We start from the raw sequence: 18046 nt of genomic DNA, 5'->3' as shown, positions 1-18046 counted from the left end.
TGGCGGATTCAGAACGTCCAGGAAGCGGACAGGGCGGGACCTTTCAGGCTGACGTTGTCCTTGTCACGATAGAACATGTATTCCACGTTGACGTCGAAGCGCTCGCTGACGCCGAAATCGATCCCCAGGCCGTAGGACGAGTCATACCATTTGTCCGAGACCTTGCCGCCGCCATCCACGTCCATTTCTTCCTTGCCTTCGGTATAACCGCCAATCAGATACGGCGTGGCCATGGTGGCGTTGGGGCCGCTCAGCTTTACATAGGCGCCGTAGAAATATTTCTGGCGGTACTCGCCTTTGATAGAGGTGCCATTGAGGCGGTCTTCGTTGCTGTTCATCGTGGAACCGCCGCGCATCTCCACCGCGAACCAGCGGTTGATGCGGCCGCCCAGTTTGGCGATCAGGTCGCCGGTCTCGAAGCGATCATCACCGAAAAAACGGTCATCCTGTTCATGATATCCGTATCCCAGGGACACGTAGGCTTCGCCGTGCGCCACGGATACACCCATCCCCATGGCCACGGCGGCCAGTGCAGCCACGCAACGTTGCATAGCGGACTCCTCGAAAGATCAATCGGTAGCGGCGCGATTATTGCGCCGCGTTGGCTTCTCGTATTTTTTTCTCCGCCTGTTTGCGCTCATGTTGCGTCGGCGTGCAGCCCAGACAACGCAAAAAAGTGGCGCGGGCGGGATTCTTCACCAGCACTTCGGCGGCTTCGCCTTCATTATCACCGAGCACGGAGAACGGTAACATTACCGTATACACGGCCAGACCGCCCACCGTACCGACGGCCATGACCGGCCGGACGATCACCGCGTCCCCGAACATGGCCAGCGCCGACGGCTGATCGGCGTCTTCGTCCATGGGACGGGCTTGTGCGGTTTGGGATACGGTGCAGATGATGGTGGCGGCCGCCAGCAGGCGCAGGGCTCGCTTCATTGTGAGTCCCTCTTCGACAGGTTCTCGTTGGATAGCAGGAATGGCCGGGCAGTCCCAACCGTCTTGACCCGGCCTTTTGAATAGGAGCCCCCGCGGCCGTCCCTCGACCGCGGGAGCGGCGACTCATCCCCCACAGGTTCAACCCCCACACACAAGAAGATGGTCCGGGCTCCCCCCTTATTTCTGAGTCGCCGGGGCATTGTTACCCCAATTCAATAGTCGTGCTGACTACTGGTTCACAATCTAAACCTTTATCCCTATTCAGACAATACGATATCACACTGACTTGAGAAAACGGTTGAACCCGCCTCAGCGCTGACAACGGGGACAGTGCACCGTACTGCGCTGGCCGTGGCGCCCGCCCCGCAGCGGCGTTCCGCACTGCCGGCAAGGCTCTCCCGCGCGGCCATAGACTCGCAATTCCTGGGCAAAGTACCCGGGCTGACCGTCGACCCGGGTGAAGTCCCGCAAGGTGGTGCCCCCGGCCTCGATGGCCCGTGCCAGGACTTCCCGGATAGCCTCCGCCAGAAGGCGGTAACGAGCCAGGCTGATGCGCCCCGCTGGCCGGGAAGGGTGAATTCCCGCCAAGAACAGGCTTTCTTGCGCGTAAATGTTGCCAACGCCCACCACCGTGGCGTTGTCCATGATGAACGTCTTCACCGATGCCTTGCGGCCACGGCTGCGCCGGTGCAGCCAGTCTCCGGTGAAGGCGGCATCCAGCGGTTCCGGGCCCAGGCCGGTGAACAAAGGGTGTTGCTCCAGGTCCGGCAGATAAAGCACCGCGCCGAACCGGCGGGGATCGTTGAAGCGCAATAACTGCCCGGAATCGAGCACCAGATCCACATGATCGTGCTTGCGCGGCGGTGCGTCTTCCGGCACCACTCGCAGCGTTCCGGACATGCCCAGGTGCATGCCCAGATGCAGGCCGTCCAGATCCAGCAGCAAGTATTTGGCGCGCCGCCGCACCGCGAGCACCGGCCGATCCCGCAAAGCCGCTACCCGCTCGTCCACCGGCCAGCGCAATCGGGGCTCGCGCACTGTCACCGACCGCAGACGGCGCCCGGTCAAATGAGGCTCAATCCCCCGCCGCGTGGTTTCCACTTCGGGCAATTCGGGCATTTACGGCTCCTTGGAAGGTAAATGGGAGTTGTCGGGCGTATTCGCGAGCAAGCTCGCTTCCCACAGCAGCTCCGTAGCCCCCTGTGGGAAGCGAGCTTGCTCGCGAAAGCAGCGGCTAATGGGCAGCCCTCGCCCAGGACGGTTATGATACCCGCGGCGCCGTCCTTGCGCAGGCGGTGAATGGCTTTAACACTGGCGGAGCAACGATGCGGTACTGGCTAGGCGTGGACACCGGCGGCACTTTCACGGATTTCGTCCTGCTGGGCGGCGAACAGCCGCGCATCCATAAAGTCCTGTCCACGCCGGCGGCTCCGGAGCAGGCCATCCTGCGGGGCATCGAGGATATGGGGCTCTCCGGAGCCCTCAGCCGGGGGGAGTTGGTCATCGTCCACGGCAGCACCGTGGCCACCAACGCCGCCCTTGAAAACAAAGGCGCCAGAACGGTAGTAATTACTAACTCTGGCATTGAGGATCTGCTCCTCATCGGCCGCCAGAACCGGCCGGAGCTATATAATCTGCGGCCGCTGCCAACCCATACCGCACTGCACGATACCCCGGTGATCGGCGCCGATACCCGCCTGGATGCCCAGGGGAACACTCTGCTCCCGCTGACGGAAGAGATGATCCGGCAAACGGTGGAGGCGGTTCGCCGCCATGATCCGGAATCCGTGGCGGTGAACCTGCTGTTCAGCTATCTGGCCCCCGATACGGAGCAGCGGCTCGGCGAGGCACTCCGGCAAGCCGGCTACCCGGTGAGCCTGTCCAGCGACATCCTGCCGACCCGCGGCGAGTACGAGCGCGGCATGGCCACCTGGCTGAACGCCTGGCTTTCCCCCCGCATGGCGGACTATCTGGCACGGCTGAAACAGCACACCAAGCCGGCACCGTTGACCATCATGCAATCCAACGGCGGCACCATCGCCGCCGATCAAGCCGCCGAACGGGCGGTGAATCTGCTGCTCTCCGGCCCCGCCGGCGGCCTCAACGCGGCCCGTCGCCTGGGCCAGGCGCTGGGCCGCGATCATCTGATGACCTTCGATATGGGCGGCACCTCCACCGACGTGGCGCTGCTGGATGGCGACATCCGCCTGACCCGCCAGGGCCGTATCGGCCCTTATCCGGTGGCGGTGCCCATGGTCGACATGCACACCATTGGTGCCGGTGGCGGCTCCCTGGCCCAAGTGGATGACGCCGGCCTGCTGCACGTGGGCCCGGAATCCGCCGGCGCCAGCCCCGGTCCGGCCTGTTACGGCCAGGGCGGCACCCGGGCCACGGTCACCGACGCCAATCTGGTGCTGGGCCGACTGCAGCCGGAATTTGCCCTGGGCGGCAACCTGCGTCTCGATCCGGCCCAAGCCCACGACGCCGTTGCCCGCGTGGCGAAACGACTCGGCATGCCGGTGCCCCAGGCCGCGCAAGGCATCATTGATCTGGCCAACGAGCATATGAGCCAGGCTCTGCGGGTGATCTCGATCCAGAAGGGCTTTGACCCGCGGGACTTCACACTGGTGAGTTTCGGTGGTGCCGGTGGCCTGCACGTGTGCGCCCTGGCCGCCAACCTCGGCATGCACCAGGCGGTGGTGCCAGTACGCGCCGGCGTGCTGTCGGCGGAGGGGCTGGTCTACGCGCCGCGCCAGCGTGAACGCATCCAGGCGCTGCCGGCGGATGCCGAGGCCGCGCATATTCTGACTCTGGCTCGGCAACTGGAGCGCCAGGCCCGGGCGGAACTGGAGGCGGAAGGCATCGACGCCGACAGGATCCGCACCGAAACCGGCCTGGACCTGTGCTATCAGGGCCAGTCCTCCGTATTGACCCTGCCCTGGCAGGGAGAGAATCCCGCGCAAAGCGAAGCCGCCTTCCATGATCTGCACGAGCAACGTTATGGCCACCGACTGTCCTTACCGGTACGACGGGTGAATCTTCGGGTCCGGTGCCTGGCCGAGGCGCGACCGCCCTCACCCGGCCAGGCGCCACGGGGCGAGGGCTTGCCAGCCTGGGAGGCTCCGGTTTACCGCTCCGTGGATGGTAAGAAAGCCGCCCAAAACGAAGAAGGAAACAAAACCAAAATTCCTGTATACCGGCGGGACGAATTGGGAGCCGATCAGGTAATCTACGGCCCCGCATTGATCTTCGAACCGGTAGGCACCATCTATATAGAAGCTGATTGGCAGGCCCGGGTGCATCCATCGGCCCATTTATTGCTTACCCGTTTATAACGTCGAGGCTCAAGGAACGAATCGGCGACATTCGCTTTCTAACGGACTACTACCGCCGCAAGCCGGATTATTATGAACACCATCCTGATGTTTCTGTCCGAGGGCCTCCTGGCTCTGGGCCCCTGGAGCCTGGTGCTGATCACCCTGGCCCTGACCCATGTGACCATTGTCAGCGTCACTGTTTATCTGCACCGCTATTCCGCCCACCGCGCGCTGGAATTGAATCCGGTGTTGAAACATTTCTTCCGTTTCTGGCTGTGGTTGACCACGGGCATGAACACCCGCGCCTGGACCGCCATTCATCGCAAGCATCACGCCCACTGCGATAGTGAGGAAGACCCGCACAGCCCGCAGGTACTTGGCATCCGCAAAGTACTGCGCGAAGGGGCGGAGCTCTACCAGGCCGAAGCGCTGAACCAGGAAACCCTGGACAAATACGGCGCCGGCTGCCCGGACGACTGGATGGAACGCAACGTCTACAGCCGCTTCCCCATGCTCGGTATCGTGCTGATGGCACTGACCAACATTCTGTTGTTCGGCTTCGCCGGGGTAACCATCTGGGCGGTGCAGATGATGTGGATTCCGCTGTTCGCCGCTGGCGTGATCAACGGCATCGGCCACTACTGGGGCTACCGCAACTTCGAATGCAAGGACGCCTCACGCAACATTCTGCCGTGGGGTATTCTGATTGGCGGCGAAGAGCTGCATAACAATCACCACACCTACCCCAGCTCCGCCAAGCTGTCGGTGCGCCGATTCGAGTTCGATATGGGCTGGGCCTGGATCCGCCTGTTCGAAATGCTGGGCCTGGCCAAAGTGAAAAAACTGGCGCCGAAACCGGTACTGAACCCCACTCGCCCGAGCATCGATCTGGACACCGTGCGAGCCCTGGTGCAACACCGTTTCCAGGTGATGGCTCACTACCGCCGCACGGTAATCAAACCGGTATTCCAGCAGGAGCAAGCCCGCGCCTGCGAAGCCACTCGCGGTTTCTACCGCCGCGCCCGGGCCCTGTTGTACCGCGACCAGCGTTTCTTCAAACCGCGTCATCAGCAACGTCTGGAACGGCTGACCGAGCACAATCACACGCTGGCCACTATCTACGAATACCGCCTGCGTCTGCAGGAAATCTGGAGCCAGACCAGCCGCAATTCCGCGGAGATGCTGGATGCGCTGAAACAATGGTGCCGTGAAGCCGAGGAGTCCGGCATTCACGCTCTGCAGGATTTCGTCACCGCGCTGAAAGGCTACCAGCCGCAACCGGCCCGGGCCTGATCAGTAAAGCTATTCGCGAGCAAGCTCGCTTCCCACAGAGAGAACTACGAAGCCGCTGTGGGAAGCGAGCTTGCTCGCGAATCCCCCCCAACGCTGTACCTAATGCATATGCGGCTGGTACGCCACGTCAAATTCATCCGCCAATCCGGCCAAGCGTTTATCCAACGTCCAAAGCCTCCCTTCGGGAGTGATGAGGGTTGAAGCGAGCAACATCATATCCACCAAACCACAACCTCGACCGTATAAGCTTTCTTGCTCAACGAACGTCATGACCTCCTTAAGGCTGGCCTGATTACTCGGCCGCAATAGACCTATGTAGTCCAAAGTTCGTTGCCGAGGCTCAGGCGGAGTCCCACAGGCAAGCTCGCCCAAGACCATGGGATGCACCAAGGCACGGTCCATTTCCATCAGGTTGATCAGCGCCTCATTTTTTTCTCTGAAGTGCGCCACCCATACCGAGGTATCCACCAAAACGCTCATTCCTGGAACGGCTCCTCACGCCGCCGCGGGATATCCTCCATATCAGGTGAGGCTCCTCCCAAAGCGGCCAGGCGGCGCGCGGCTTGGACCCGAACATAGGTTTTGATGGCCTCCCGAAGAATATCCGCGGGTTTATCCAAGCCTGCTTCAGCCAGCTCCAATGCCTGCTCGTAGAGGGCATCGTCAATCGTGATTGTGGTACGCATATCGACGCTCGGTCATCATTATTGATGCCACAGTGCATCAAATTCATCATCTCGTCAATATGGCACCATCCTGGTTAGTACATCAGCGAAGGCAACAGCAGGGATAACGTCGGAAACGTCATCAGCAGAATCAGCACCACCGCTTCCGCGGCCAGGAACCACACCGTGCCTCGCACCACCTGACCGAACGGCACCTTGTCGCCCACCCCGGCACTGACCACGAACAGGTTCAATCCTATTGGCGGTGTCAGCAAACCGATCTCGATGAACTTCACCACCAGCACGCCAAACCAGATCACGTCGATATCAAACGCGATGACGAAAGGCGCCAGCACCGGCAGGGTCACCAGCATCAAGCCGATCGGATCCAGGAACATACCCAGAACGATGTAGAACACCGTGACCGCCAGCAAGAACATCCACAGCGCCACTGCGTAATCTTCCACCCAGACACCAATGTTCATGGGAATCTGGCTGAGCGTGAGCATACGACTGAACAACACCGCGCCGATGGCAATGAGAAAAATCGACGCGGTGCTGGTGACGGTTTCCGACACCGCCTGCTGCATCGCCGTCCAGCTGAAGGAACCCTGGAGCAAGGCGGCCACGATCGCCACGAAGGCACCAAAAGCGCCTGCCTCGGTGGCCGTCACCGTTCCGGTATAAAGCCCGCCGACCACACCGGCGACGATCACTGGCAGCGGCCAGGACTTGAGCAACAATACCCAACGGTCCCGGGTGGAGTAGGCCTGCGCCGTACCCGGCGCCAGGTCCGGATTCAGCTTCACTCGGGTGATGATCAATACCGCATAGGCCAGCATGGTCAGCAGGCCAGGGATAATCCCCGCCATCAGCAACTGTCCGACGGACGCCTCCATGAAAACCGCATAAAGCACAAAAGGAATACTCGGAGGGATAAAGGCTCCCAGCGTTCCAGACGCCGCCACCACCCCCGTGGCCAGGCCAGGATCGTACCGGGCCCTCAGCATTTCCGGTACGGCAAGACGGGACATGGCACCGGCCATCGCCACACTGGAACCACTGGCGGCGGCAAAACCGGCACTGGAAACATTGGTGGCGATCGCCAACCCGCCCGGCAGGAAACCCAGCCAGGCCTTGCCGGCATCGAACAAGGTTCGCGTCAAACCGGTATGGAAGGCAATCGCGCCCATCAGGATAAACATGGGAATGGCGGTCAACGACCAATGGGCGATGAACTGAAACGTGGTGGAGCCCATCAAGGCGAACGCCGCATCCAGGCCACGGAGGGAGAGCAGCCCGGTAAAGGCACTCACCCCAAGTGACACCCCGATCGGCACACGCAGTGCCAACAGCACCAGCAGTAAGGCGATACAAGCGAACCCGATCTGCACCGCGCTCATGACGAAACCTCCCGCCGGGACTTTCCGCGCAACAAACGGATCAGAAGATACACCGCCGCCAGGGCGGCCATGAAAACGCCCGCCCAGGCAATCCAACGGGACGGCCAGATCGACAGTTCAAAAAACACCGCGTCCACCCCTTCCCGGCGCCCCCAGCTTTTAACCGCCTGCAGGTACAAACCGTAGGAGAACAGAGCGAAGTACAGCGTCATTACCAGCAGCCCGAAGATGTCCGTGGCGGATCGCATACGCTTGCTGAAATGCTGAACCAGCACATCCACCCGGATGTGACTGTCCTCAACGACGCAGATGAAAATACCGATGAAGACCGCCGCCACCATGTAGTAGTAAGCAACGACCTCCATGGTTCCGGGAATGTGCATGCCGAACAGCAGCCTCAGCAGCACTTCGGCGGTAACGTGCACCATCATCAAAACGATCATCGCGCCGACCACATTGGTGGCCAGATTCTTTGTCTTTTTTATTAGCCGGTTCATAACCCAACCTCATCGAATACGTAACGCCACCTTGCCCACGGCACGGCGCTGAACCACCTGGTCGATGGCCTCCGTCACCTGCTCGAAACGGAACAGCTCGGGCGTGGCGAGCCTTATTTTTCCTTCCGCCGCGGACTGGAACAGCCAGCGCATCATCGACTGGATTTCATCGGAAAATTGATGACGCCGGTCTTCTTTTCCCCAACCCACGTACTCGGAAAAATTCACTCCCAATAAACCGATGTTCTTCACCAACAACAGATTCACCGGCGCGGCGGGTATCTTGCCGCTGGCAAAACCCAGGGACAAAATGGTGCCTTCCACCGCCGTGGCCCGAATCAGCGACGCGAACACCTCGCCACCCACCGGATCGAACACCACATCGGCGCCCCGGCCTTCCGTCAGGGATTTAACCTTCTTCACCACATCCCCGGTGGAATAATCGATCCCTTCCGAGGCGCCCACCTTCATTGCCGCGTCCAGCTTCTCTGGCGAACTGGCCATGGCGATCACCCGGGCACCAAGCAGGGACGCCACCTGCACGGCGGCCTGCCCAAGAGCCCCGCCCGCACCAGTGACCAAAACGGTTTTATCGGCCAGTTCGCCGGCCCGTTTCAGCGCCGTGGTCGCGGTGCCGAACGACAAGGGCAAGGCCACCGCCTGTTCCAACGGCACCGACTCCGGAACCGGGTATACAGTGGCCCGGTCGATCACCACCTCTTCAGCAAAGGCGCCGCAATCGACAATGGCCGCTACCCGATCCCCTACTTTCAGGTCGTTAACGCCGGGGCCGCAATCGGTAATAACACCGGAGACTTCCGTGCCGGGAACAAAAGGCGGCGTCATTTTGCGCTGATAGGTCCCCGCCACCATCAGGGAGATGGCGTAACTGACGCTGGCGAAGTGCACGGCGATACGCACGCTGCCCTCCGCCAACGCCGGACTCGGCACCTCGGATAACACCAGGTCCTGATAAGACCCGAACCGGTCACAAAGCACTGCTCGCATCACCTGCTCCTTATTCTTTGTCACGCCTGCATGCAGGCACCGGATGACAGCAAGTTGTGGATCTCCGCCTCGGCGAAGCCCGCGCCTCGCAGGGCATCCACGGTGTGTTGCCCCAAAGCCGGCGCCGGCGGCAACTCGTCCGCCGCCCTCTGCGCCCCCGGAAACGCCGGGAAAGGAAAAGCGCCGAAGTCCGGATGATCCACATCCGCCAACAAACGCAGGGCCTCCACCTGGGCATCCTCACGCAACGACGAGTAGCTGTTCACCGGCCCGCAAAGCACGCCCGCCTGATTGAGCCGGTTGATCCAGTATTCCCGGGATTGTGTCGGGAAGATGCCCGCCAGAAGATCATGCAAGGTATCCACGTTACGCTGGCGCGCCTCGTTATCGGCAAAACGCGGGTCTGTTGTCCATTCTTCATGGCCGAGCGCCTTTGCCAGGGCGTGGAACATCTCATTGCGTAAACACACTACCGAAAGCTGGCCATCGGCGGCGTCGAAGTTGCCCGAGGGCACCGTCACCGGTTTTCTTTTTTCACCACCCTGCAGAAAGGACTCCACCATGGGCATAGCCTGAAAAGCCATTGAGGCACCAAGCAGAGACAAATCCAGATGTCGGCCAACACCGGTGGCCCGCTGCTCGTGAATCGCCGCGGACAAGGCGTAACCGGCGTACAAACCGGTAATCATGTCCACCGCCAGCATGCCGACCCGCCGGGGCTCACCTTCGTCCGTGCCGTTCATCGCCGCCATGCCCGTGGCCGCCTGGAGGATGCTGTCCGAGCCCGCGCGCGACGCGTGGGGACCGGTGCGGCCGAAACCGGAAATGGAGCCCAGTACAATGGCGGGATTCATGGACTTCAGGACGTCGTACCCCAACCCGAGCTTTTCCATCACACCGGGCCGGAAGCTTTCCATCACCACGTCCGAGCAGCCGACCAGGCGTTTGATGACCTCCCGGCCCTGTTCGTTACGGGCATCCACACAGATGCCTTTCTTGCCCCAGTTGGCGATCACACTCAGAGCGCTGTGCCCACCGCGCGCCAGCCCCATTACCCGGCCCCAGTCGCCTTGAGGCGGTTCCACCTTCACCACCGTGGCGCCCATCATCAGAAGCATCTGCGCCGCGTAAGGCCCGGCCAGCCCCTGGCTCATATCCAGGACCCGGACCCCGTCAAACGGCTTGAACTGCGTTGTAGCGGTATTCATCAATCAATAACCTGTGAAGTGAGAAGAAACCGGCGCGCTAGCACGCCATTCGCTGCCAAGGCAGCTTCCCACAAAGGGAAACCACGGAGCCGCTGTGGGGAGCTGCCTTGGCAGCGAATCATCTCCCGTTCCAGGAGTTCGCTTGCAGGCAAGCTCCTACAGTGGCTTTGTAGCCACCTCCAGAGCCCTGAACCGGCACGGTCCATCAAAACGCCTTGTCGTAGATTTCGGTCTTCAACAGGTCGGCGTACTGCTGCTCGGTGAGTTCCTTACCTTCGAGCAGCCCTTCCCACTTCTCCAGATTGTTGATGAAACTCTCGACGATCTTTTCCGGATGCTCGACACCACGCTTGGCCGCATTCCGGGCCGATTGCTCAATCTGGGATTGCATGAAAGCCTCACGACGTTGCTTGAGCGCATCGGATACTTCAACGAAGTGAATGTTCTGTTCCCGCGCCAGCTTTCGTACGTCCTGCTCTTCCTTCTGATACGCGTACAAGGTACGCGCGAGCCCTACCGGCGCCGCATCAATCAAGGCCTGGCGCCCTTTATCGTCCAGATCCTCCCAGACAGCCTCACGCACATTCAGCAACGAACCGCCCAGAAAAGCCCCCATGGGCAACTCGACGACGCTGTTGGCCACTTCCATCAGCGACAAGGATTTCAACCAGCTGGTGGCACCGATGACACAGTCCAACTGGCTGCGTTCCATGGCCTCGTAGGATTCGCTATTGGGAATGTTGACCGGAATACCCTCGATACCCGACACCCAACGACCGATCTCTTCACCGGCCACACGCATGCGTTTGCCTTCGGCCTCGAAGCCATCATCGAACCGGTCCTTGCACATGGCCTGGTAAGGCGGCGTGGCGTAACTGGCGAGGAAGCGCACGCCCTGCTCCTTGTACTCCTCAAGGCATTGCGGACAGTCGTTGAGAATGGTGTCCACCGACGCGGCGGACGCAGCCAGCGAGTCCCGGTCCCAGAACGACAGATCGCTGATGACCATGTTCGCCGGCATGGACGTAGGGAAATAAACGGTCACCAGGAAACCGCCGTCGATCATGCCGTCGCTCACCGCCGACAGCATCTCCTTGCCCGAGGCCGCCGCCCCGGAAGGAAAGAACTTGAAAGACACCTCGCCATCGGACCGCGTCTTCGCCGCCGCCATGAAGGTGGTGATCCCCTCACTGGTGGGATGGTGAGGCGGCAGATAACTGCCGTAAGTCAGATCACGCGCAAAAGCCAATGCCGGCACCAGGGAAGCCACGGCGACCAGGCCACCGAGCAACGCGGATATCAATCGATTGCTGTTGTTGTTAGCCATGAGACTCTCTCCAAGCTCTCGTGGAGCTTTCTCCGAGTTCGGGGGTTGTGTTGCAACCCCATCTTGATTATTGTTCGCTATTCGTACATAGTGTTCTCTAAAAGAACACCAGTAAGATAAGACGAAACTTTCGTTAATGTCAAAACGTCCCTGGACGGAGTGGTACCGATGGCGGCACACAAAGAGAAGGCTGAGTCCCTGCTGGTCAGCGGATTCATGCGGGGTTTGAAGGTGATCACCACTTTCGGAGAAGGCGCCGCCAGGCAGTCCCTGTCCGATGTCGCCCGGCGGGCCGACATCTCCCGGGCCAGTGCCAGACGCCTGCTGCATACCCTCACCGCCCTGGGCTACGCCAACACCGACGGCAAGCAGTTCTGGCTCACTCCCCGCATGCTGAACCTGGGTTTCTCCTACCTCTCCTCAATGGAGATCTGGTCCTTCGCCCAGAGTTACATGGAGGAACTGGTGCAAAGCGTTCAGGAATCCTGCTCCATCGCGGTGCTGGACGGTTCTGACATCTACTACGTGATGCGGGTCCCCACCCGTAAACTGCTCAAAAGCACCCTCAACGTGGGCAGCACCCTGCCCGCGCACGTGGTCTCCCTGGGACGGATCCAACTGGCCGACTTGTCCCCCGAAGAACTCGACCACTACCTCAGCAACCTGGAGCTCACCCCCTACACCCGCTTCACCATCACCGACAAAGCGAAACTCAAACGAGCGATTCAGGAAGACGGCGCCAAGGGCTGGTCCATCGTTGACCGGGAACTGGAGGAAGGCATGTTCGGCATCTCCGTGCCGATCAAGAATCGGGAAAACAAAACCATCGCCGCTATCAACCTCACTTTGGCGCCGAGTAAGGCCAACGAGGAGGGTATGATTGAGCGGTTATTGCCTGAGCTTCAGAAGACGGCTGAGAAGATTAATGGGGAGTTGCGGTAGGGTGGTAACAGGAAAGCCACCGTTAAACCTGGAATTAAAGTAAGTCCAGCTATCTGAACAGAAGTGAAGCCTTATTGCAGGCCTCGGTGATAACGGCATTGGAAGCTTGCCCTCGATACACAACCGCCCGAGCCACGTAATCGATCGATCTTATTTGATGTATCAAAGCAACTCCTTTGGTGTGAGAAGACTCCAGTGATACCTCCAGACCATGCCCTCTAACCGTACTGGTAATTGGTGCCAGTATGGCCATGCCGGTTCGCTTGTTGAAAACCCTCGGACTGAGGACGAGAGCAGGTCGATGATGAGCCTGCTCATGCCCAGCCACCGGGTTAAAATCACACATCACAACATCACCGCGCTCCGGAATATAAGGCTTTTGCTTCTTCGTCAATTCCACCATCAAAGGATCTCTCTTCCTACCGGCTCAGCATCGAGCCAAACCTCATCTTCCTCCACCCGAAATTGCTCGGGGGAAGTGCCATCCAACAAAGCATCCAATGATTCCGCTTCCGGTTTAATCGGGGTGATCACCAGTTTCCCCCCTTCAACGGAGAGGGAGACCTGACTGGATTCATGCAGCCCCAGTTGCTGCAGGATTGCACTCGGAATCCGCAACGCCTGCGCATTCCCCCAACGGGAGATAGTCTTGGTCACGGGCATGATACGGCCCTCCTAAAAGTGTCTATATTGGATATACTACAATGCCACCCGGAAAGTGTCTACACTGGATATACTTTTCGTATTCATGAATCCTCAGGCGAGACTTGACCTCGACACTCGAGTAGATACAAATGTTGACACAACCTTTCCGGAGAGCTAATGTTTATACCAACGTATCTACATCGTCAAAACAGGAAGAGGCACTCGCCATGCAAAATGACATCACGCAAAGCGAGATCAAACAGTGGGGTAACAGCGCGGCCGTACGGCTGACCAGCCGTATTCTGGCCCAGGCGCACTTAAGCATCGCCAGCCCGATCAGGATCCGGGTGGAAGAGGGCCGTATTGTCATTGAGGCTGCGGAAAAGTCCTCCGGGCGAGTCAAATTGCCCTTCAGTGAGGCAGACCTGATTACAAGTCTCGACGCCCATACCGCCCACGCTGACGAGTTGGCCTCACCTTCAGGCAGTGAATTGGGGGAGTAATGCCGAAGAAAACGTATACCCCGGAACGCAACGACATTGTCTGGCTGGATTTCGAGCCGACCAAAGGCAAGGAGATTGGCAAATGTCACCCCGCCCTGGTGCTGTCATCAAAGGGGTACAACCAACAAACCGGACTGCTTATCTGCTGCCCCATCAGCACCAGCATCCGGGGCGGCACGACGGAGGTCCCGGTGGCCAATCTTGATCAGCCGTCCGTCGTCGCCGCGAGCCTGATTCAAACGCTGTCCTGGAAAGACCGGAAAGCCAAATTTATTACCCAAGCCGAAGACGGCGTTTTGGAGCAGGCGCTGGTACGGGTCATACCGCTGATCGGTGCGGACTCAGTGATCGAGAAATTCGTTGAGTGACAACAAGGCTCGGGCTGTAGGCAAAGGGCAAGACTTGACCCCAAACCTGGCAACAGGCTAGAGTAAATTAATATCCAGTAGCACTTTCCGCCGAAGCATTTTCCATCGCATGATTTACCTCTTTTTTTCTGCACCAAACCCCAACCAGGAACCAAACTAATGAAGTCATAATAATTGCCACATACCCATCTGAAAGATAGTGCCAAGCCAAATGAACTGATCCCAGCATAATTAGAAGAACATAGATAAATGCCACCGCAGCTAACCAACGGCGAACTTGACAAGCGAGAAGAAATATTAGCCATGCCATAGAAACATGCATACTAGGCATAGCCGATATACCCGACCCCACTCCAGCCCCTCCGGCCTTATACAAGTTCCACAGATGCTCCTGTATCCCTAGCGCCCATACAGCCTCCCCTCCATTCGCTGTTCTCAAATAATCCAAAAGGCTCCTATAAGGATCCTCGAGTGTTGGATAAAGTTTCGCAAAGAAAGCAGGTCCAGCGGATGAAAACAAAACTGCCAGAAATGCCCCATTAAAAAACCAACACAATAGATATGAAAGAAGATATCTCTTCCTTAAAAAAGGATCTCTGCCATCCCAAACAAACCAAAAAAGAACATTAACAACCAAAATAAACCAAAAATTATAAAATACATTTATCACCAAGCTTCCCTCAACAGCCTCTATAAATGGCTGAAACCAAACCCAAGGCAGCTTCCCACCATGCAGAATAATATCCAGTTTATGCAAATCAGGATCCACCTGATATGGGTGAATTAAAGGAATAAGTGACTTAAAAGACGAAAATGCCGAAAAAAAGAAGGAAAAGAGAATCATTAAAATAGCGGCACGCAACCAACCAACAGTCCTTACAATACCAATTGTCTTTTCAGCCATATAAGATATGGGCTTATTTGGTCGCACAAAGAGCAATACAAAACAGGACGAAACCAAAAAAAGAGCTATCAAAAATAGAAGAACAGACACCACTGTTACTTTTGGGTAAATCAATATCGAAAAGTGCTCTGATTGTCCCAGAAAAACGGCCGAACAGTAGAATAAAAGAATTATTCCAACCAATAGGGAGATCACTTCAGCATCAGCCTCCCACACCTCTTTCAAGGATCTCACAATGACTGACATCAATGCACACCCAAAAGCATCTTGATGAGTTAGAAATTTATTATTATTGGCAGATCGCCTTCCCACAATCCAGCAAGACAACAGAGCCCTGATTAGCGCCAATTACGCTCACTTCCATTCCCCCAAGATGCAAGCCAAGCGAATCCAGTATTGGCTTCAGCAATCCGTTAAGAACATCGCCCAATATCCCAAGAACTGCCGATTTCAAAAGTGAGTTAGTCAATCCCGAGACCAAATCAGCGACAAGCTGCGTAACACTTCCGATCAAACAACCCAGGAGGCCAGAACAATTCTTACCGAATTCGATAGTCAAGACTTCGTCACTTGTTATCTCGCTATTGATAATACTTAAAGGCTCATCTGCACCAGCGTAAATAGTGGCTACACCCTGCTGGTTCAGGCTATATTCATTTACAGTCTTCAGTTGCCCCCCCTCTGCTCCGGAAGAACCAATATCAAGATCTTCAATCTTAGCCTCGACCTTCAAAGAAGGCAGAATCTTATTCAGTCCTTCAATCTCTAAAAGAGTGGCACTTATACCTTGCACTACTCGGGTTCCATCCTCATGAAGAATAGCCGTGGAAACGCTAGCCACTCTCGGAAAGAGTTTCAGATGAAAAGATACATCATTCGAGCTCCCTGCAGCACAATCCGCGGCCTCAAGAGTCCCTACCCCTCCTCCTGTTCTGACCAGAAGTGGTATATCTAACTTTGCTATCTCCAGAAGGTTAGAAGAAACATGCAGTGCTAAAGTAACATCAGCAGCTTCAAATTGTACCAAAGGCTGCCCGTCTCCGTCGGTGCGAGCTGGGCCAACAACAACTGACGGCGGCGTATCAATCCATAGTTTAAGATCAACACCAACCAAGCCAGCCACTGACAATTCCACATCCCGGGTAATACCATCAACACCAGAAACCAGGTTCAGCGCCAAAGCTACGACTGTGTCATAGACAGGTACACGGGTTTCCTCAGGATATTGCACATCTGACAAAAGCTTTATGACTTCACTTAGCTTCAGGTTAGTATCAACTAGCGCCGGGGAATTACATTCATCAGACCCGCATATATTCTCAATCACTCTGGCGGCATCACTCAGCGGATCAAGCCCTTCCAAGATGCCTCTCAAAATCTGATCCACACCAAGCGATTTATCTACATTGCCAAGGACCTCATCTACTCCAACACTATCCAGAAAGTCGCCCAATAAAAATGTGGCGTTTGCTAAACTCTTAACACTAGTGGGATCCAACGAAAAACCATCTTCACGAAGAAGCCCCCCTAGCAACGTCCCTAATAACCCCGCATTTTCATCACTCCCCCCAATAATTGCAGTTGATCCCGTGGCACTAATAGTAGCCATAACTTCCTTTTTGGCCACCGAAACAGTTTCCATTTTAAAGGAGCTATACAATGCTGGAAAAATCAAACCAATATCATCACTACTTTTAGAGTACACCACTCTCGCTGCGTTACTCTCGGTTGCTAGGTCAGATTCCCGAAATAGCAGATTCTTATCAGGCCCTCTTTCAACAACCCCGAGATCCACACTGATATGCCCTGCAGCATTTTTCTCGCCGAGTTCGGCAGCCGTTTTCCAGGCAGTATCGCGAATAGTGTCTAAGTCAACGTACATACCTCCACACGATTTGACTCTGTTCGCCGCAGCGGTTGCGGAAGCGTTGGAGATACTTTGCATCTCTTGCCGGGCCAAATATAAACGTGCACCATCTAACGCCAATGTGGAGAAGATCATCATTAACAGGATGATCAAAGGAGTAGTGAGCATTAGAACTCCACCTTGGCGCTTCATGCTATCGATCTCCTCGAGTTTGCTGCCCATAGCTATCGGGAATAGGGTGCCGAAACGATTCAGCCAAGCGGCGCTGCACATCTACATATACTGGAGCGGCGATCTCGCTCTTTTCAGCGCCACCGGATTTAGCTTGGTCATTGAGCATGGCACGAGTATAGGTTCTTGATTGCTCGCCATGTAGGTTATTGGACATACCAGAATGGTATCTGGCTTTTTCGTCGCCCAGCTCACTGGCTGTTGACAACCCAGGAATCACCATCAGAAAAATCAATAAATATTTCATTTGATCACCTCACAAAGTGTCCGGCTAAACGTTCAGCATAGGCCAGTTCATCTGCAGAAAACTCGTATTCCTTCTTCATCCATCGCAGACCGTCTTCATCGTCCGTCAACAGAAATGCCACTGCCAGATTTTGTCGAACCGGCCCCTGGCCATTAGAAAGCTCCATGGAGGTTCTCAGCTCATAGGCTGCTTCCTCGTAACGACCAACCAGCATCAAGATGTAGCCATAGTCATTGCGGACCTGGGAGGAAGCTGGTGCCCGATCTCTCGCAATCTTTAAATGATCGAGCGCTCCGAGAACATCATCCTGTTTAAGAAGTACCATACCGAGACCATGGTGGCTCTCACCGGTACCACAGCGGTCAACAAGAGCGCTGAAGACGGCAGCAGCCTGATCCAAGGATCCCGTCGCCGCCTTGAGCTGACCGTAGCGCAGCCAATGTTCCACGGAACTTAAAGGCTGATCCTCCAGCTTTGCCAGGGCGGCATGATCACGATCCCTGGACATCAGAGAATCGATCATTTCAATTTGTACCTGTTGCTCCGGCTGCACTACCTTGTCACAGCTGATTCGCCCCAGATCCACTCGATCCGCCGCCGTGACAGGTCCTGATACCGGCTTGCTCGCGCATCCCGAGGCCAGCGCAGCCACCGCTATAACCCCCACCGCTTTATGCATCCC

At 57.1% G+C, this 18046-nt stretch carries 21 protein-coding genes; 5 read left to right on the top strand and 16 right to left on the bottom strand.

Translation table 11 applies throughout. The features are described from left to right. Positions 1-8: 8 nt before the first annotated feature. The 3 genes from E0L37_RS16260 to mutM form a co-directional block, all read right to left on the bottom strand. Positions 9-551: an outer membrane beta-barrel protein gene (locus E0L37_RS16260; protein ID WP_133492754.1), complete on the bottom strand. Its 543-nt coding sequence runs from the start codon at positions 549-551 to the stop codon at positions 9-11. Positions 552-588: 37 nt separating this feature from the next. Next, the gene (locus E0L37_RS16255; protein WP_133492753.1) at positions 589-939 is read right to left on the bottom strand and encodes a hypothetical protein; all 351 of its coding nucleotides are present in this window, start codon (positions 937-939) and stop codon (positions 589-591) included. A gap of 309 nt (positions 940-1248) precedes the next feature. Then, a complete protein-coding gene (mutM, locus tag E0L37_RS16250) occupies positions 1249-2058 on the bottom strand; it encodes a bifunctional DNA-formamidopyrimidine glycosylase/DNA-(apurinic or apyrimidinic site) lyase (protein ID WP_133492752.1) in 810 nt (269 codons plus the stop codon). 206 nt (positions 2059-2264) lie between these two features. Here mutM and E0L37_RS16245 point away from each other — a divergent pair, with 206 nt between their 5' ends. Together E0L37_RS16245 and E0L37_RS16240 are read left to right on the top strand one after the other, a co-directional pair. Continuing rightward, on the top strand, positions 2265-4274 hold the full coding sequence (locus tag E0L37_RS16245) for a hydantoinase/oxoprolinase family protein (protein ID WP_166643086.1): 2010 nt from the start codon (positions 2265-2267) through the stop codon (positions 4272-4274). Between the two features lie 72 nt (positions 4275-4346). Next, on the top strand, positions 4347-5549 hold the full coding sequence (locus tag E0L37_RS16240; protein WP_133492751.1) for a fatty acid desaturase: 1203 nt from the start codon (positions 4347-4349) through the stop codon (positions 5547-5549). Positions 5550-5648: 99 nt separating this feature from the next. Here E0L37_RS16240 and E0L37_RS16235 read toward each other — a convergent pair whose 3' ends face one another. The 7 genes from E0L37_RS16235 to E0L37_RS16205 all read right to left on the bottom strand — a co-directional run bounded on the left by E0L37_RS16235 (position 5649) and on the right by E0L37_RS16205 (position 11657). After that, entirely contained in the window at positions 5649-6029 is a 381-nt protein-coding gene (locus E0L37_RS16235) for a type II toxin-antitoxin system VapC family toxin (RefSeq protein WP_133492750.1), read from the bottom strand. Continuing rightward, complete coding sequence (locus E0L37_RS16230) at positions 6026-6235, bottom strand: type II toxin-antitoxin system VapB family antitoxin (RefSeq protein ID WP_080530188.1); 210 nt, start codon at positions 6233-6235, stop codon at positions 6026-6028. The genes E0L37_RS16235 and E0L37_RS16230 overlap by 4 nt, the downstream gene beginning before the upstream one ends. 74 nt (positions 6236-6309) lie before the next feature. Continuing rightward, complete coding sequence (locus E0L37_RS16225) at positions 6310-7617, bottom strand: TRAP transporter large permease (RefSeq protein ID WP_133492749.1); 1308 nt, start codon at positions 7615-7617, stop codon at positions 6310-6312. Next, on the bottom strand, positions 7614-8114 hold the full coding sequence (locus tag E0L37_RS16220; protein WP_051414264.1) for a TRAP transporter small permease: 501 nt from the start codon (positions 8112-8114) through the stop codon (positions 7614-7616). Before E0L37_RS16220 ends, E0L37_RS16225 begins: the two co-directional genes overlap by 4 nt. 9 nt (positions 8115-8123) lie before the next feature. Continuing rightward, positions 8124-9122 (bottom strand): NADPH:quinone oxidoreductase family protein, encoded by a 999-nt coding sequence (locus E0L37_RS16215; RefSeq protein ID WP_133492748.1) that lies wholly within the window; start codon positions 9120-9122, stop codon positions 8124-8126. Positions 9123-9142: 20 nt separating this feature from the next. Continuing rightward, a complete protein-coding gene (locus E0L37_RS16210; protein WP_133492747.1) occupies positions 9143-10330 on the bottom strand; it encodes a CaiB/BaiF CoA-transferase family protein in 1188 nt (395 codons plus the stop codon). Positions 10331-10535: 205 nt separating this feature from the next. After that, complete coding sequence (locus tag E0L37_RS16205; protein WP_133492746.1) at positions 10536-11657, bottom strand: C4-dicarboxylate TRAP transporter substrate-binding protein; 1122 nt, start codon at positions 11655-11657, stop codon at positions 10536-10538. Positions 11658-11825: 168 nt separating this feature from the next. Between E0L37_RS16205 and E0L37_RS16200 the strand changes: the two genes are divergently transcribed. Next, complete coding sequence (locus tag E0L37_RS16200; protein WP_133492745.1) at positions 11826-12599, top strand: IclR family transcriptional regulator C-terminal domain-containing protein; 774 nt, start codon at positions 11826-11828, stop codon at positions 12597-12599. A gap of 49 nt (positions 12600-12648) precedes the next feature. Here the strand turns inward: E0L37_RS16200 and E0L37_RS21935 are convergent, their stop codons facing one another. Then, entirely contained in the window at positions 12649-13002 is a 354-nt protein-coding gene (locus tag E0L37_RS21935) for a type II toxin-antitoxin system PemK/MazF family toxin (RefSeq protein ID WP_133492822.1), read from the bottom strand. Then, positions 13002-13262, bottom strand: a complete 261-nt coding sequence (locus E0L37_RS16190; protein WP_133492744.1) for an AbrB/MazE/SpoVT family DNA-binding domain-containing protein — start codon at positions 13260-13262, stop codon at positions 13002-13004. The genes E0L37_RS21935 and E0L37_RS16190 overlap by 1 nt, the downstream gene beginning before the upstream one ends. Positions 13263-13471: 209 nt before the next feature. Between E0L37_RS16190 and E0L37_RS16185 the strand changes: the two genes are divergently transcribed. Both E0L37_RS16185 and E0L37_RS16180 read left to right on the top strand, forming a co-directional pair. Beyond that, complete coding sequence (locus E0L37_RS16185; RefSeq protein WP_205655637.1) at positions 13472-13747, top strand: hypothetical protein; 276 nt, start codon at positions 13472-13474, stop codon at positions 13745-13747. Continuing rightward, entirely contained in the window at positions 13747-14115 is a 369-nt protein-coding gene (locus E0L37_RS16180; protein ID WP_133492743.1) for a type II toxin-antitoxin system PemK/MazF family toxin, read from the top strand. Before E0L37_RS16185 ends, E0L37_RS16180 begins: the two co-directional genes overlap by 1 nt. Positions 14116-14182: 67 nt before the next feature. Here the strand turns inward: E0L37_RS16180 and E0L37_RS16175 are convergent, their stop codons facing one another. From E0L37_RS16175 to E0L37_RS16160, 4 genes are read right to left on the bottom strand one after another with little or no spacing between them, the layout of a single operon-like run. Continuing rightward, complete coding sequence (locus E0L37_RS16175; protein WP_133492742.1) at positions 14183-15265, bottom strand: phosphatase PAP2 family protein; 1083 nt, start codon at positions 15263-15265, stop codon at positions 14183-14185. Between the two features lie 43 nt (positions 15266-15308). Beyond that, complete coding sequence (locus tag E0L37_RS16170) at positions 15309-17078, bottom strand: pilus assembly protein TadG-related protein (protein ID WP_166643085.1); 1770 nt, start codon at positions 17076-17078, stop codon at positions 15309-15311. A 1-nt stretch (position 17079) separates the two neighbouring features. Further along, positions 17080-17364 (bottom strand): hypothetical protein, encoded by a 285-nt coding sequence (locus E0L37_RS16165; RefSeq protein WP_133492740.1) that lies wholly within the window; start codon positions 17362-17364, stop codon positions 17080-17082. Between the two features lie 4 nt (positions 17365-17368). Continuing rightward, a complete protein-coding gene (locus E0L37_RS16160) occupies positions 17369-18043 on the bottom strand; it encodes a tetratricopeptide repeat protein (protein WP_166643084.1) in 675 nt (224 codons plus the stop codon). Positions 18044-18046: the final 3 nt, after the last annotated feature.

Origin of the sequence: Alcanivorax sp. 24, assembly GCF_004360225.1 — a bacterium.
GTDB classification, from domain to species: domain Bacteria; phylum Pseudomonadota; class Gammaproteobacteria; order Pseudomonadales; family Alcanivoracaceae; genus Alloalcanivorax; species Alloalcanivorax xiamenensis.
This window is presented reverse-complemented; position numbering and strand designations above follow the sequence as displayed.

Excerpts from the sequence above, each read along its gene's own strand:
- mutM (WP_133492752.1), bottom strand. The coding sequence starts at position 2,058 with ATGCCCGAATTGCCCGAAGTGGAAACCACGCGGCGGGGGATTGAGCCT.
- E0L37_RS16175 (WP_133492742.1), bottom strand. The coding sequence starts at position 15,265 with ATGTCAGTCATTGTGAGATCCTTGAAAGAGGTGTGGGAGGCTGATGCT.
- E0L37_RS16255 (WP_133492753.1), bottom strand. The coding sequence starts at position 939 with ATGAAGCGAGCCCTGCGCCTGCTGGCGGCCGCCACCATCATCTGCACC.
- E0L37_RS16170 (WP_166643085.1), bottom strand. The coding sequence starts at position 17,078 with ATGAAGCGCCAAGGTGGAGTTCTAATGCTCACTACTCCTTTGATCATC.
- E0L37_RS16215 (WP_133492748.1), bottom strand. The coding sequence starts at position 9,122 with ATGCGAGCAGTGCTTTGTGACCGGTTCGGGTCTTATCAGGACCTGGTG.
- E0L37_RS21935 (WP_133492822.1), bottom strand. The coding sequence starts at position 13,002 with ATGGTGGAATTGACGAAGAAGCAAAAGCCTTATATTCCGGAGCGCGGT.
- E0L37_RS16230 (WP_080530188.1), bottom strand. The coding sequence starts at position 6,235 with ATGCGTACCACAATCACGATTGACGATGCCCTCTACGAGCAGGCATTG.
- E0L37_RS16205 (WP_133492746.1), bottom strand. The coding sequence starts at position 11,657 with ATGGCTAACAACAACAGCAATCGATTGATATCCGCGTTGCTCGGTGGC.
- E0L37_RS16165 (WP_133492740.1), bottom strand. The coding sequence starts at position 17,364 with ATGAAATATTTATTGATTTTTCTGATGGTGATTCCTGGGTTGTCAACA.
- E0L37_RS16225 (WP_133492749.1), bottom strand. The coding sequence starts at position 7,617 with ATGAGCGCGGTGCAGATCGGGTTCGCTTGTATCGCCTTACTGCTGGTG.
- E0L37_RS16235 (WP_133492750.1), bottom strand. The coding sequence starts at position 6,029 with ATGAGCGTTTTGGTGGATACCTCGGTATGGGTGGCGCACTTCAGAGAA.
- E0L37_RS16210 (WP_133492747.1), bottom strand. The coding sequence starts at position 10,330 with ATGAATACCGCTACAACGCAGTTCAAGCCGTTTGACGGGGTCCGGGTC.
- E0L37_RS16240 (WP_133492751.1), top strand. The coding sequence starts at position 4,347 with ATGAACACCATCCTGATGTTTCTGTCCGAGGGCCTCCTGGCTCTGGGC.
- E0L37_RS16245 (WP_166643086.1), top strand. The coding sequence starts at position 2,265 with ATGCGGTACTGGCTAGGCGTGGACACCGGCGGCACTTTCACGGATTTC.
- E0L37_RS16220 (WP_051414264.1), bottom strand. The coding sequence starts at position 8,114 with ATGAACCGGCTAATAAAAAAGACAAAGAATCTGGCCACCAATGTGGTC.
- E0L37_RS16185 (WP_205655637.1), top strand. The coding sequence starts at position 13,472 with ATGCAAAATGACATCACGCAAAGCGAGATCAAACAGTGGGGTAACAGC.
- E0L37_RS16200 (WP_133492745.1), top strand. The coding sequence starts at position 11,826 with ATGGCGGCACACAAAGAGAAGGCTGAGTCCCTGCTGGTCAGCGGATTC.
- E0L37_RS16160 (WP_166643084.1), bottom strand. The coding sequence starts at position 18,043 with ATGCATAAAGCGGTGGGGGTTATAGCGGTGGCTGCGCTGGCCTCGGGA.
- E0L37_RS16260 (WP_133492754.1), bottom strand. The coding sequence starts at position 551 with ATGCAACGTTGCGTGGCTGCACTGGCCGCCGTGGCCATGGGGATGGGT.
- E0L37_RS16190 (WP_133492744.1), bottom strand. The coding sequence starts at position 13,262 with ATGCCCGTGACCAAGACTATCTCCCGTTGGGGGAATGCGCAGGCGTTG.
- E0L37_RS16180 (WP_133492743.1), top strand. The coding sequence starts at position 13,747 with ATGCCGAAGAAAACGTATACCCCGGAACGCAACGACATTGTCTGGCTG.